We start from the raw sequence: 12,091 nt of genomic DNA on the forward strand, positions 1-12,091 counted from the left end.
TAGATCATGACGACCAAGAAGGGGTTTCAGCTGGACCAGATACTCAATTTCCGCAAGGAAGTGGAGAAGATGCGCAAGATCGATTTTGCCGTGGCCAAGCATGAACTGGACGATGCCAACGAGCAACTGGCGCGGGCGGAATATGCCATGCTGCGCCTTTCCGAAGAACTCAGGAAAAAGCAGATCGACGGCATCTCGGCGCTGGACCTGCAGCTCTATGCCGATTTCAGCCACAGGAAACGGGAGCAGATCGTCGAGCAGCGCCGGGAGGTCGTAGACCTGGAGCGAAATGTGGCAGAGAAGCGCGAGACGCTCCTTTCCGCCGCCAAGGACAAGAAAGTGCTGGAAGCCTTCAAGGAGCGGAAGGTCCAGGCAATGAAGCGGGACGCGGCCGAACGGGAGCTGCATTTTTTGGAGGAGATATCTGTCCAGAAAAAGGGGCACCGCACATGACGATGAAGAAGGTACTGTTAATGGGGATGCTTATCCCTGTTGTCCTGTTCTGCCGGACGGAGATCGCCCCGTCCATTCTCCCGGGAGCGGCCATGGCGCAGACTCCAGCGGCGGGCAACACCCCGGTGCGCGTGGAGGCGAATGAGGCTGCAGCTCTTGAGAAGCAGCGTCAACAGCTCATGGAGAAGGAGGCGGCTCTGAAGGCCAAGGAAGAGGAGCTGAAGAAACTTGCCGCCGGCCTGGAGAGCCGCATCAAGGAATTGAACTCGGCACGGAAGTCCATGGAGGGGTCGCTACAGACGAGGAAAAAACAGGAAAACGAGCGCTACAAGAAGATGATCAAGGTCTATAAAGCCCTGAAGCCTGAAGAGGCGGGTAGACTGATGGACAAGCTGGAGGAGCCGCTGGTTATCGAGATGCTCAACCAGATGGACCAGAAGACCGCCGTAAAGCTCATTCCCTACCTCAAGCAGCCGAGGGTCCTTAAGTGGACCAGGGAAAACCTGTTGGGTGGGTAAATTTACGCCGGCTGATCCGGCGCTATTCCACAAGAAAGGAGGTGAGAAAATGGAAAATGTACAAGTGATACCGTCCCAGGGGGGAGGAATGTTTCCCCTGGTGACGCCGGTTCTTCCCGGCAAGACCGCCGTCAATGCTGTTGCGTCTGGTTTCGGCGTAACCTTTGCCGAACTGCTCGGCACGGTTGCCTTTCCCGAATTGGATGCTGCAGCCGATGGGGCTACAGGGGGAGAAGCGGGGACAGGCGCGGCTGAATCCATCTCTGCCGAAGATACAGTACCGGCAGAGAAAGGGGAGGGTACAGAAAGTTCCTTCCCGACCGTTGCCACGGCATCGATACCGCTGATGGTACCGGTGACGGTGCAACAAATCGCCAACGCCGTCCAATCGGTGCAGGCTCCCATCGAGGAGCAAAAGTCTGTCCCGGTCCCGACGGAGACCGGTGGCCTGCAGGTACAGGCGGTCGTGGATGAAATTTCAGCGCAGCCGCTGGTTCAGACACAGAAAGATGCTCTGACAGCGGTGAAAACCGGACCTGTCCAGGAAAATGCCGTGAAGGAAACGCCGGTAGTCCCGCTCCAGGAGAAAGCCCCCCTGGCCGGGAAAAGGCCAGAGGACCGGCAGGATTCAGAGGTAATCAATGCCTCTCCCACCGTCAGCACCACGCTGGAGGGGGCAGTAACCCTCCCGTCACTGTCACTGGATTTTCCGGAAACGGAGCCACGTGCAGCCGTGACGGCCCCCATGGGGGAGCGGGCGGCCAATGCCGGTAAAGGGGTGCAGCCTGCCCCTGTGCTGACCAACGCCGCTTCCGTGTCTGCAGCGGCAGCCGTTCCTCCGCCGGCAACAGTCACAACGGCGGATGTGGTACCCGAAGCAGATGCGGTACAGGGGAAAGAGGCCCACTCCACCGACGGAATGCAGCTGGATACGGCTGAAGCAGAACCGTCCGCGGCAATGGTCGCTGCTCCGGCAGAAGTACTCCGCGGCAGGGAAACAGTCCTGAAGCCGGTGCAGGAAAAAATGATTACAAAACCAGGTGACGCGCTGCCGGAAACAGCCGGGAAAGGGGGAAAACAGCCGGGGGATGATGCCATGGCCGAAGGGCAGAAAGCACCTTCGGTACTGAAAAGCGCTGCCAAGCCCGCTGCAACCGATCCGGGCGACGGAGGGATGAAACCGGCTATGGCCGAAAAGGCCATGGTTGCCCATCACCAACTTGCTCCATCCGGCGAAGCGGTGCAAACACCAGCGTTCGTCGAACCGATCCATAAAGGGGAGGCGCCAGCACCGGCCACTACCGCCGAAAGCATCCTCTCCCAGGTGAGGGAAACCCTGGCGCAGCATAATCCCCGAGAAGCGAAACAGATCACGATGACGCTTCATCCGGCCGAGCTGGGGGAACTGAAGATACACGTCAGCATGGACGGGCAGCGGCTCAAGGTTGAAGTGACGGCGGAAAACGTCATGGTCAAGGATGTCCTCATGGCAAACCTGGACAGCCTCAAGGAGTCGCTGTCGAAACAGAATGTCAGTATGGAGCGCTTTAATGTCTCCACCGGCGGCAGTTATGGCTTCGATCAGCATTCGGCCGACGAAAGATGGGTGCCGCAGAATCGCTCCTTCAAGAATTATCCGGCCATGGGAGCGGCGTATGTGGAAGGAGAAGAACGAAAAGTCAGTTATCTGACAGGGACCGGCACGGGGCTGGTCGATGTGCGATTCTGACCCATGGAGGTAAAAGAATGGTCAGTACGGTAACAGCAACAAACGACACCACTGCCGCTGCGGCAGCCATGAAGAAGGCGACCGGCCTCAACAAGGACGATTTCCTCAGGCTGTTCGTCACGCAGCTGCAGAACCAGGACCCGCTCAATCCCCAGGACAGCTCCCAGTTCATCACCCAGCTGGCCCAGATCACCCAGGTGGAGCAGTCCTACAACACCAACACCAACCTGCAGAACATCCTCAGCCAGAACAGCAACATGGCGACACTCTCGGCCGTATCCTTCATCGGCAAGAACGTGGTCGCTCCCGGCAGTCAGCTGAGCCACGACTCTGGCAGCACCAACACCGTCAACTACAATCTTGCCGTACCAGCGCAAACAGTGACGGTGACCATCACCGATGGAAACGGCTCGGTGGTCAGGACGCTGGCCCAGGTGGTAACTACAGCGGGTAACGGATCGGTGGCCTGGGACGGTACCGACAACCAGGGACAGCAGATGGCAGCAGGCACCTACAACGTCACGGTGAAAGGGACCGATGCCGACGGCCAGGCTTTCAGCGGCACCCCCCTTATCTCGGGCAAGGTGGACGGGGTGGAAATGGGGAGCAGCGGGCCGGTTCTTACCATCGGTGCACTGCAGGTGCCGTTGTCCACTATCATCAGTGTCAAAGGAGGCGCATAAGTGATCGATCCGATCTATTTTCCCCAACCGATCCAGCCGTCTCCGCGGCAGAGCCCGTCCAAAGCACCGGAAAAACCGGTGGGAGGAACATCACCCTTTGCCAGAATCTTGGAAGACAAGCTGCCTGCCCAAGGGGTCAAGTTTTCCCAACATGCCCTGGAGCGCCTCAAGGCCCGGGGAATCAATCTCTCGGAGACGGATATGAAGAAGCTGGAGCACGCCGTGGACGACGTGGCCCAGAAGGGGGGGCGAGACTCCCTGGTACTTATGGGTGATGCGGCTCTGGTCGTCAGTGTCAAAAACAGGACAGTGGTAACGGCCATGGATAAAACCCAGATGGCGGGCAACGTCTTTACCAACATCGACTCCGCCGTAATCTTTTAAAGGTTTCAATCCCGAACTTAGAACCTCGGACCTAGAACCAGATTTTTAAGGGCCGGCCCTCCATGAGGAAGCCCGAAGAGCACCGACCGACAGAGGTGCTCGCAAAAAACAGAAACGGAGGCATTAAATGAGTATTACCAGCGCAATGTTTACCGGCGTCAGCGGTCTTCTCAACAACGGCGAATCCATGAACGTCATCGGCAACAATATCTCCAACGTCAACACCATCGGTTTCAAAGGGGCACGCATGCTCTTTTCCGATATGCTCTCCCAGAACATCGGCAACAATTCCCAGATCGGCCGCGGCATGCAGATCCAGAAGGTGGAAAACCTCTTCGGCCAGGGGAGCTTCGAGACCACGGAAAACGTCACCGACCTGGGCATCCAGGGGAACAGCTTCTTCGCCCTCAAGCCCCCCACCGCAGCAGCACCGGTGGCTACCCAAAATGCCGCTTTCCTCAGCCGGGCAGGCGCTTTCCACGTGGACAACACCCTGACCCTGGTCAATCCTGACGGCTACCAGGTGCTCGATACCCAGGGCAATCCCATCAAGTTTTCGAATACCGGTGCTGCTCCCACGACCGACTTTTCCAAAATCGTCAAAATTGAGCCTAACGGCCTCATTACCTACCTGGCCCAGGACGGCATAACCACCCTCTATTACAATACCAGTGGTGCCGCCGGGCTTCCCACCACCCCAATCAATGCCGGCACCGTTCAGCGCTTGGCGGTGGTCTCGGCAGCGGACCTTTCGGGGCTGGAGAAGGCAGGGGGCTCCCTCTATAAGGCAACGGCAACCTCGGGCGTACCGGCGGTCGCCTTTACCCTTGCCGGCAACCAGCCGAACGGCACCAGCGAAAAGGTCCTATCCAACTCCCTGGAGCAGAGCAACGTGGATATGGCCAGCCAGTTCGTCAAGATGATCATCACCCAGCGGGCCTATTCGGCAAACTCCAAAACCATCACCACCGCCGATGAGATGACCCAGGAAATACTGAACCTGAAACGCTGATCCCTGCCAAGGGCCGCAGTTGACCCTGCGGCCCTTCCGTCAAAACATTGACCCCCCTTTCAAAAAACTTCCCCCCGATTTTGTACCGGACATCCTCCGCCCTCTCGGCGTGATTTTCCCTGAAATACCACCTGTAGCTGCTCTGCGCAGCCGGTTGCCGGCAAATACCTGCTGGCACTGCCGTTGCAATAATGACAGAGCTTTAGCAAACTAACTGATATTCCAGAGAAAAGGAGATGCATCTCATGGCTGAGCAAAAGGACGAAGCTGTTCCTGTCAAGGATAACAAGAAGTTGTTCATCATCATCGGTGCTGCCGTAGCCGCGGTGATCGTCATAGCCGTAATCGTGGCGACGATGATGGGAGACAATAAGAAGGAAAAACCGGCAAAGGCCCAGGAGACAAAAGAGGAAAAAAAGGGGGAGGGGGGGGAGAAGGCTGCCGCAGCCAACGTTTACCCGCTTGAGCCGTTCATCGTCAATATCTACGATGGTCAGGAGCTGCGCTACCTGAAGATCAAGGTGGAGTTCGAAATGGCCTCGCCGGAGGTCAAAACGGAACTGGATACCCATCAATCCGCCTTGCGGGATGCCATCCTCGTCCTGCTGACCACCAAGACCATGCGTGAGGTACAGGACCTGCAGGGCAAGAATCAGCTGCGGGATGAGATACTGACCACTACGGTCAAGATTCTCGGGCCGGGCAAGGTCGTCAAGGTGTATTTCACCGATTTCGTAGTGCAATAGGACAGTATCATGGAAAAGATTCTGACAAAGGAAGAGATCGAGGCCCTGCTCAACGCGGTTTTTGACGGCAGCATCGAACCGGCCAAGGAGCTGGCAAGGAGCCAGGGCCAGGTCAACACCTACGATCTCTTCAATTCCGATGCCCATAAGGGGCTCGTACCCAATCTGGATATCATCTACGACGGCTTCATCCGCTATAACCGGGTCAATATGTCCAACCGGCTGGGCAAGATGGTGGAGATCAAGAAGGAGGGGGCGAGGCCATACAAGTTCGACGACTTCCTCCAGTCGCTTCCTTCCCCGGTCTGCATGGCGCTCTACAAAATCGAGCCCCTCAAAGGGGCGGCCCTGATCGCCATGGACAGCCCCCTTGTCTTCAGCATCGTCGACAGTATCCTCGGGGGGGTTGGCGCTCCCACCATACCGGCCGGCAACCGCCTCTTCACCCCTATCGAGCTTCGGCTGGCGGAAAAGGTCGTCAAGGATGCCCTGGCCGATATGGAGAAGGCGTGGGCACCACTTTTGGCGGTAAAGATGAGCGTCCTGCGCATGGAGATGAACCCTCGGCTGGTGAATATCGTGCCTCCCGAATACCAGGTGGTCACCATGTCTCTCAAGATCCAGATCGAGGAGACGGAGGGGACGATGATTCTTGCCGTGCCGTACATGACCGTGGACCCCATACGCGACAAACTGAAGAGCGGGCTGCAGGTGGACATGATGGCGGTGGACCCCCAGTGGTCCTTTCGGCTCTCCGAGGAGCTGAAGGAGGCGCCCCTGGAGGTCTCGGTGGAAATGGGCAAGTCAACCATCACCCTCGCCGAACTCCTCAACCTTGCCCCGGGGGATATGGTGATGCTGGAGGGGAACAGCCGCGACGAACTGCTGATCAAGGTGGGGGGCATACAGAAATTCATGGGGCTGCCGGGGGTCCTGGGGGGCAACAAGGCGGTGCAGATCAGCCGGATTTTTCAGGGAGGGTCGCAAGGTGACTGAAACGATCGAGTTAGAGGAGCAGAAGAGCAGCGGCGATATGAAGAACCTTGAGTTCATCCTCGATATTCCGTTGCAGCTGACCGTCGAGCTGGGGCGGACCAAGCTCTTGGTCAAGGACATATTGCAGCTGAACCAGGGGGCAGTGGTGGAGTTGACCAAGCTGGCGGGAGAGCCGCTGGATGTTTTCGTCAACTCGAAGCTGGTTGCCCGTGGCGAAGCGGTGGTGGTTAACGACAAATTCGGCATAAGGCTGGTGGACATCGTCAGCCCCAACGAGCGGGTGGAAAAGGTGCTATGAGAACCCTGTTGATGGCAGCCCTGCTTCTCTTTCCCTCCGTTGTCCTTGCCTCGGAAGGGGAATTCAGCGTCGCTTCGGCTTTTTTTCAGATGCTGGGTTCCCTGGCCCTGGTCCTGGGCCTGATATTCCTCTTCTATCACTTTTCCAGCAAATGGCTGAAGATCACTCCGTCCGGGAAAGGGGCAACACGCTATATCCGGGTGGTGGAGAACCGCATGCTCGCGCCGAAAAAATCGCTGCTGCTGGTGGAGGTGGGGGGGGAGTATCTGCTCCTCAGCAACTGTAATGATCGAGTGCAGCTGGTCAAGCAGATCGACATGCTGGAAGAAATAGAGGTGGTGGAAGAGCGCGTGCCCCTGACCGAATTCTCAATCCAACTGCGCGACCGGCTGTCATCCCTCACCGAGAAGCTTCCCGGCCTGGTGCGGCTGGTCCCTCTGCCGAAGAAACAGGGGGAAGTCCTGTGAAAGGGTGCAGCATCCTTAAATTTCTGCTGTTGGTTGCGCTGGTATTCATGGCGGCTTCGGCCTTTGCCGAGCCGGTCGCTCTCCCCACCGTCAGTGTCGGCGTCGGCAAGGCGACGAAGCCGGGGGACATGGCGGTCGTCCTGCAGATATTCCTGCTCATGACGGTGCTGTCCCTGGCTCCAGGCATATTGATGATGACCACCTCCTTCACCCGCATCGTCGTCGTCCTCTCTTTTTTGCGCAATGCCCTGGGCACCCAGTCGGCCCCCTCCAACCAGATCATCATCGGCCTGTCGCTCTTTCTGACCTTTTTCATCATGGCCCCCGTCTGGCAGCAGATCAACACCCAGGCGCTCCAGCCGTACCGGGCGCAGGCCATTACCCAAGATGAGGCCCTGAAGCGGGCGACGGTTCCCATGCGGAAGTTCATGCTCTCCCAGGTGCGGGAGAAGGACCTGGCCCTGTTCATCAACCTGTCCAAGCTGCCCAGACCGAAAAACGCCGACGATATCCCGACCATGACCATCATTCCCGCCTACATGATCAGCGAGCTGAAAACCGCCTTCCAGATCGGCTTCCTGGTCTATATCCCCTTCCTGGTGCTGGATATGGTCGTTGCTTCGGTACTCATGTCCATGGGGATGATGATGCTGCCGCCGGTAATGATCTCTCTCCCGTTCAAGATCCTGCTTTTCGTCCTGGTGGACGGCTGGGGGCTGATCATCGGCTCGCTGGTCAAGAGCTTCGGATGAGAGGCAAGAGGCAAGGGTGAAGGGTGAAGTGTGAAGGGTGAAAAGAAACCTCGAACTTCGAACCGATTTTAAGGAGTTACAATGACATCCGACCTGGTAGTTCAGCTGGCGCGGCGCAGTTTCGAGACGGCACTCATTCTGTCCGCGCCGCTCCTCGTCTTCAGCCTGGTGGTGGGACTTCTGATCAGTGTCTTTCAGGCAGTCACCTCCATAAACGAGGCGACGCTGGCATTTGCGCCGAAAATCGCCGCGGTCATGATCGCTCTGATCATCTTCTTTCCTTGGATGATGAGCTACATGAGCGACTTTACCCGGGAGATCTACAACCTGATTCCCAACATGAGACACTGACGTGTTCGCCATTCCCTTTGCCACCATCAACGACTTCACCCTTTTCAGCCTGGTGGTGGGGCGGATGGCGGGGCTCTTTTCGGCCATTCCCCTCTTCGGCTCCCGAACGGTGCCGATGCGGATCAAAATGGCCGCCATCATGGCTATGGCCCTCGTGTTCTTTCCTATCGTCAAGTTGCAGATGCCCCCACTGCCGGGCGATTCCCTCTCCATCGCCATCCTGGTCATCCGCGAGACCCTCATCGGGCTCACCCTGGGGGTTATTTCCCAGGTCATCTTCGCTGCCGTGGAATTGTGCGGACAGCTTGTCGGCACCCAGATGGGGCTTTCCATGGCCGCCCTCTTCGATCCCAACACCCAGTCCAACGTGTCGACCATGGCCCTCTTCCAGGGAATCCTGGCCATGCTCCTCTTCGTCGCCTTGGGGGTGCACCACATCTTCATCCGGGCCATCGTCGAGAGCTATCAGATCATCCCCGTCGGGGCCTGGCACATGAGCGGCGAGCTGATGAAATTCTTCGTCACCACAATCGGCGCCCTGTTTGTCCTCGGAGTAAAGCTCGCAGCGCCGGTCATGGTTGCCCTGCTCGCCACCAGCGTTGCCCTAGGGATCATGGCCAGGGCCTTTCCCCAGATGAACGTCTTCATGGTCAGCATGCCCCTCAACATTGGTATCGGCTTTCTTATCCTGGGCCTTTCCCTGCTTGCCTTTCTCCGCACCCTTGAGACCTCCTTCGGCGGTATCGACCGGCAGATAAAAGTCCTCTTCAAGCTTCTGGCCTGACAGATCCTATGGCAGACGAAGATAAACACTCCAAAACAGAACAACCCACCGGCAAAAGGGTCTCCGAGGCCAAGGAGAAAGGTAACATTCCCCGCAGCCGGGACATGACCGCCACTATCACCCTGACGAGCGGCATCATCGCCCTCTATGTGACCGGCGGCTTCATGGCCGCCACCCTGAAAAAAAGCAGCAAAGACCTTTTTACCTCCATGGGGACGCGGGAGCTGACCCCGGGCGACGTCTACATGCTGCTGCTCAGGCTCCTCCTGGACATGGCCCTGATGCTGGGGCCGTTCCTGCTCATCGTCATAGCCGCCGGGCTGGTTGCGGAGATCAGCCAGGGGGGCATCTCCACCTCCTTCGAAAAGATCGGCTTCGACCTGGAAAAACTCAATCCCGTCCAGGGAATGAAACGGCTCTTCAACAAGGACGCGGCGGTGGAGATGCTCAAATCCTTCCTCAAGATCCTCATTGTCGGCTACATGGCCTACAAGGTCATGCGCGACGAGGTGGACAACGTCATTTATCTCGTGGACCTGAACATTCCCGCCATCGCCGAGTTCATCAACCACATCGCCTTTAAGCTGGTTCTGCACACCTGCGGCGTGCTCTTCATCCTGGCGATCTTGGACCTGGCCTTCGTCAAGTGGCGCTTCATCGAAAACCTGAAGATGACCAAGCAGGAGGTGAAGGACGAGAACAAGGATGCGGAAGGGGACCCGCAGATCAAGGGGAAGATCAAGGCCAAGCAGTACGAGCAGGCACGGCGGCGGATGCGGCTGATTATCCCCACGGCGGACGTGGTGGTCACCAACCCGACCCACTATGCCGTGGCCCTGAAATACGACCGCCAGAAGAACGCTGCTCCGGTGGTCCTGGCCAAGGGGGTGGATTTCCTCGCCCAGAAGATCAAGGAGATCGCCCGGGAAAGCAACATCACCCTGGTCGAAAATCGCCCCCTCGCCCGAGAGCTCTACGCGCAGGTGAAGGAAGGGGAGGAGATCCCCGAGGCCCTTTACGCGGCGGTGGCGGAAATCCTCGCCTATGTATACAAGCTGAAGGGGAAGGTGTGAAAATCTTCTGCAATAACCGGCATAGCTATTGTGGATATTCACTTTTTAATATACTATGGCGGCGCACCGATCGCGGCAGTCTGGAGGATTATGATGGCAGGGCAGGATCAACGGGGAGAAATGCGGACCGAGACGCGCTATGTGGTGCGGATTGCGATCTATAGCGGACCCAATCAAAAGAAGCTTCTGACCAACTACAGCGTCAACATGAGCACCGGCGGACTGTATATCGAGACCTCCAAGATATTTCCGGCGGACACGTTGCTGCACGTGGAGTTCATGCTGCCCGGCATGACCAAATCCATTTCCTGCAGAGCCAAAGTCGCCTGGACCAACGAAGAGGGGGATATGAAGAAGCCTTCTCTCCCCTGCGGCATGGGGATCCAGTTTCTCACCCTTTCCCTGGAAGACATGCGAACCATCCGGGATTTTCTCACCCACTATAAGCTGGTTCCCACCTGGTAAAGGCACGGTTGCAAAGCCCCTCTGTTTATTCACGCGACGACGTGACGAAAAACCTGAAATCATGGCAGGCGTTGCGTGAATAAGGCACGGCGAACGCACTACACGCATTCACCCTTCACTCTTCTTACTTGCTTTACCCTATCTACTTAAAATCCCATCTATTCTGAGATTTTTTCTATTGAACTTGTTGATTTTCAGGAGTAGAAAAGGCTAACGTTCATTAATTGAAGTGGGTGAACCTTGATGGCGGGACACTCCCCATCGACAGCAGGAAAAATTCATAGGTGCAGAAACGTTGGTTTATAGATATAGAAAGTTGTTTCTAAATACATGAATTGTTTCTACTTGTAGAAGCCAGGCTCTAACCTGCTTAGTAAGGAGTTGAAAGAAATAATGACATGAAAGATCTTGACTTCAGAATCTCAGAAATTCCAAAGCTAGTTAAGCTTGCTGACTCTTTGAGTACGATCCATGAATATCCGACCGGATCTACATCGCGTGCTCTTCAAGCTGAGGAGATCTTCAACAAATTTGTTCTTCATCTAACAAGCTTCAAGAGAAACCTTCCGAAAGTAAATGAACCCGCTATTGACATATCAGTACTCGCTTCAATTGCTAGAATGATCATAGAAGCTCATAATATTCTTTGCTATTTCTGTGAGACTTCCGCTTCCAAAGACGAAATGGACTTCAAGATATGGTTGTACATCCTCCACTACTCACATGACGTTTTAGCAATCTTAAAGAAGCTTGAATTTACTGATGCTGATTCAATAGTGTCTCGATTCAACATGTCAGGCAGAATGTCAATTTCGTGTCTGGAGAGTAATGGGTACTTTAAAGGCCTAAGCGAGAAAGAGCAGAAACAATTAATGTTAGGCCATAAAGCAGTCTATTGGCGCGGACAGCGCCCAAAGAGGTCACCATTTCCAAAAGAGACAGAAGAGGGAATATATAAGCTACTCTCGAACTACGTCCATTCGTTTCCCCTTGGGAATACGATGTACAAGGGCGCTGCACCTCTAAACCACCTAAATTTTGAAAACTCTGCTTTCGTAATTGTCGAGGTTGTCGTTTCTTATTCGGCCTCAGCTATCCTAAGTTACTGTAGCCTGAGAAGGAAACTAGGTAGCCGGATTCCTGCCAGAGAAAAAGCATACTTGAAGGATATCGCTACTGACAGGCCGATTAAAGAATGGCTTTGTCATCGAAGAGAAGTCGGTATTAAGAACAATATGTGGGGAGGGCTAAGGGGTGGATTCAAATTGCAAGTGCACCACGTGAATTTTGAAAGAAGACTTCGTGTGGTGTCTGGTAGTTAAGGCTTTTTCTGGGTCGATGATTCACCTTTTCAATTATGAAATGCAGTTCTTCTTCAGT

The 12,091-nt window shown here is 55.8% G+C and carries 16 protein-coding genes; all 16 read left to right on the top strand.

The window, feature by feature from the left end; all coding sequences use genetic code 11:
- Nucleotides 1-6 precede the first annotated feature (6 nt).
- Complete coding sequence (fliJ, locus tag ML541_RS15940) at nucleotides 7-453, top strand: flagellar export protein FliJ (RefSeq protein ID WP_243374369.1); 447 nt, start codon at nucleotides 7-9, stop codon at nucleotides 451-453.
- Entirely contained in the window at nucleotides 450-971 is a 522-nt protein-coding gene (locus tag ML541_RS15945) for a hypothetical protein (RefSeq protein ID WP_243374371.1), read from the top strand. The genes fliJ and ML541_RS15945 overlap by 4 nt, the downstream gene beginning before the upstream one ends.
- 49 nt (nucleotides 972-1,020) lie before the next feature.
- Nucleotides 1,021-2,700, top strand: a complete 1,680-nt coding sequence (locus ML541_RS15950) for a flagellar hook-length control protein FliK (RefSeq protein ID WP_243374373.1) — start codon at nucleotides 1,021-1,023, stop codon at nucleotides 2,698-2,700.
- Nucleotides 2,701-2,717: 17 nt separating this feature from the next.
- Nucleotides 2,718-3,383, top strand: a complete 666-nt coding sequence (locus ML541_RS15955; RefSeq protein ID WP_243374374.1) for a flagellar hook capping FlgD N-terminal domain-containing protein — start codon at nucleotides 2,718-2,720, stop codon at nucleotides 3,381-3,383.
- Entirely contained in the window at nucleotides 3,384-3,767 is a 384-nt protein-coding gene (locus tag ML541_RS15960; RefSeq protein ID WP_243374376.1) for a TIGR02530 family flagellar biosynthesis protein, read from the top strand. It abuts the gene before it with no gap.
- Nucleotides 3,768-3,894: 127 nt separating this feature from the next.
- The gene (locus ML541_RS15965; RefSeq protein WP_243374377.1) at nucleotides 3,895-4,779 is read left to right on the top strand and encodes a flagellar hook basal-body protein; all 885 of its coding nucleotides are present in this window, start codon (nucleotides 3,895-3,897) and stop codon (nucleotides 4,777-4,779) included.
- A 245-nt stretch (nucleotides 4,780-5,024) separates the two neighbouring features.
- Nucleotides 5,025-5,525 (top strand): flagellar basal body-associated FliL family protein, encoded by a 501-nt coding sequence (locus ML541_RS15970; RefSeq protein ID WP_243374379.1) that lies wholly within the window; start codon nucleotides 5,025-5,027, stop codon nucleotides 5,523-5,525.
- Between the two features lie 9 nt (nucleotides 5,526-5,534).
- Complete coding sequence (fliM, locus tag ML541_RS15975; RefSeq protein WP_243374380.1) at nucleotides 5,535-6,521, top strand: flagellar motor switch protein FliM; 987 nt, start codon at nucleotides 5,535-5,537, stop codon at nucleotides 6,519-6,521.
- A 37-nt stretch (nucleotides 6,522-6,558) separates the two neighbouring features.
- Nucleotides 6,559-6,819 carry a flagellar motor switch protein FliN gene (fliN, locus tag ML541_RS15980; protein WP_243374395.1) on the top strand — a complete coding sequence of 87 codons (261 nt, stop codon included), beginning with the start codon at nucleotides 6,559-6,561 and terminating at the stop codon, nucleotides 6,817-6,819.
- Entirely contained in the window at nucleotides 6,816-7,286 is a 471-nt protein-coding gene (locus ML541_RS15985; protein WP_243374381.1) for a flagellar biosynthetic protein FliO, read from the top strand. The genes fliN and ML541_RS15985 overlap by 4 nt, the downstream gene beginning before the upstream one ends.
- The gene (gene fliP, locus ML541_RS15990) at nucleotides 7,283-8,038 is read left to right on the top strand and encodes a flagellar type III secretion system pore protein FliP (RefSeq protein WP_347710810.1); all 756 of its coding nucleotides are present in this window, start codon (nucleotides 7,283-7,285) and stop codon (nucleotides 8,036-8,038) included. Before ML541_RS15985 ends, fliP begins: the two co-directional genes overlap by 4 nt.
- Nucleotides 8,039-8,119: 81 nt before the next feature.
- Nucleotides 8,120-8,389 (top strand): flagellar biosynthesis protein FliQ, encoded by a 270-nt coding sequence (fliQ, locus tag ML541_RS15995; protein WP_243374382.1) that lies wholly within the window; start codon nucleotides 8,120-8,122, stop codon nucleotides 8,387-8,389.
- Between the two features lies 1 nt (nucleotide 8,390).
- Nucleotides 8,391-9,173, top strand: a complete 783-nt coding sequence (gene fliR / locus ML541_RS16000) for a flagellar biosynthetic protein FliR (RefSeq protein WP_243374383.1) — start codon at nucleotides 8,391-8,393, stop codon at nucleotides 9,171-9,173.
- Between the two features lie 8 nt (nucleotides 9,174-9,181).
- Nucleotides 9,182-10,246 (top strand): flagellar biosynthesis protein FlhB, encoded by a 1,065-nt coding sequence (gene flhB / locus ML541_RS16005; protein WP_243374385.1) that lies wholly within the window; start codon nucleotides 9,182-9,184, stop codon nucleotides 10,244-10,246.
- Between the two features lie 93 nt (nucleotides 10,247-10,339).
- Nucleotides 10,340-10,711, top strand: coding sequence for a PilZ domain-containing protein (locus tag ML541_RS16010; protein ID WP_243374387.1), 372 nt, complete (start codon nucleotides 10,340-10,342; stop codon nucleotides 10,709-10,711).
- A gap of 398 nt (nucleotides 10,712-11,109) precedes the next feature.
- A complete protein-coding gene (locus ML541_RS16015; RefSeq protein ID WP_243374389.1) occupies nucleotides 11,110-12,033 on the top strand; it encodes a hypothetical protein in 924 nt (307 codons plus the stop codon).
- The last annotated feature ends 58 nt before the right edge of the window (nucleotides 12,034-12,091 follow it).

The sequence above is a fragment of the Geotalea sp. SG265 genome (assembly GCF_022808985.1).
In the GTDB taxonomy this organism is placed as follows: Bacteria; Desulfobacterota; Desulfuromonadia; order Geobacterales; family Geobacteraceae; genus Geotalea.

Coding starts and splice junctions, on each gene's coding strand:
- fliJ (WP_243374369.1), top strand. CDS start 7: ATGACGACCAAGAAGGGGTTTCAGCTGGACCAGATACTCAATTTCCGC.
- ML541_RS15945 (WP_243374371.1), top strand. CDS start 450: ATGACGATGAAGAAGGTACTGTTAATGGGGATGCTTATCCCTGTTGTC.
- ML541_RS15950 (WP_243374373.1), top strand. CDS start 1,021: ATGGAAAATGTACAAGTGATACCGTCCCAGGGGGGAGGAATGTTTCCC.
- ML541_RS15955 (WP_243374374.1), top strand. CDS start 2,718: ATGGTCAGTACGGTAACAGCAACAAACGACACCACTGCCGCTGCGGCA.
- ML541_RS15965 (WP_243374377.1), top strand. CDS start 3,895: ATGAGTATTACCAGCGCAATGTTTACCGGCGTCAGCGGTCTTCTCAAC.
- ML541_RS15970 (WP_243374379.1), top strand. CDS start 5,025: ATGGCTGAGCAAAAGGACGAAGCTGTTCCTGTCAAGGATAACAAGAAG.
- fliM (WP_243374380.1), top strand. CDS start 5,535: ATGGAAAAGATTCTGACAAAGGAAGAGATCGAGGCCCTGCTCAACGCG.
- fliN (WP_243374395.1), top strand. CDS start 6,559: ATGAAGAACCTTGAGTTCATCCTCGATATTCCGTTGCAGCTGACCGTC.
- ML541_RS15985 (WP_243374381.1), top strand. CDS start 6,816: ATGAGAACCCTGTTGATGGCAGCCCTGCTTCTCTTTCCCTCCGTTGTC.
- fliQ (WP_243374382.1), top strand. CDS start 8,120: ATGACATCCGACCTGGTAGTTCAGCTGGCGCGGCGCAGTTTCGAGACG.
- flhB (WP_243374385.1), top strand. CDS start 9,182: ATGGCAGACGAAGATAAACACTCCAAAACAGAACAACCCACCGGCAAA.
- ML541_RS16010 (WP_243374387.1), top strand. CDS start 10,340: ATGGCAGGGCAGGATCAACGGGGAGAAATGCGGACCGAGACGCGCTAT.
- ML541_RS16015 (WP_243374389.1), top strand. CDS start 11,110: ATGAAAGATCTTGACTTCAGAATCTCAGAAATTCCAAAGCTAGTTAAG.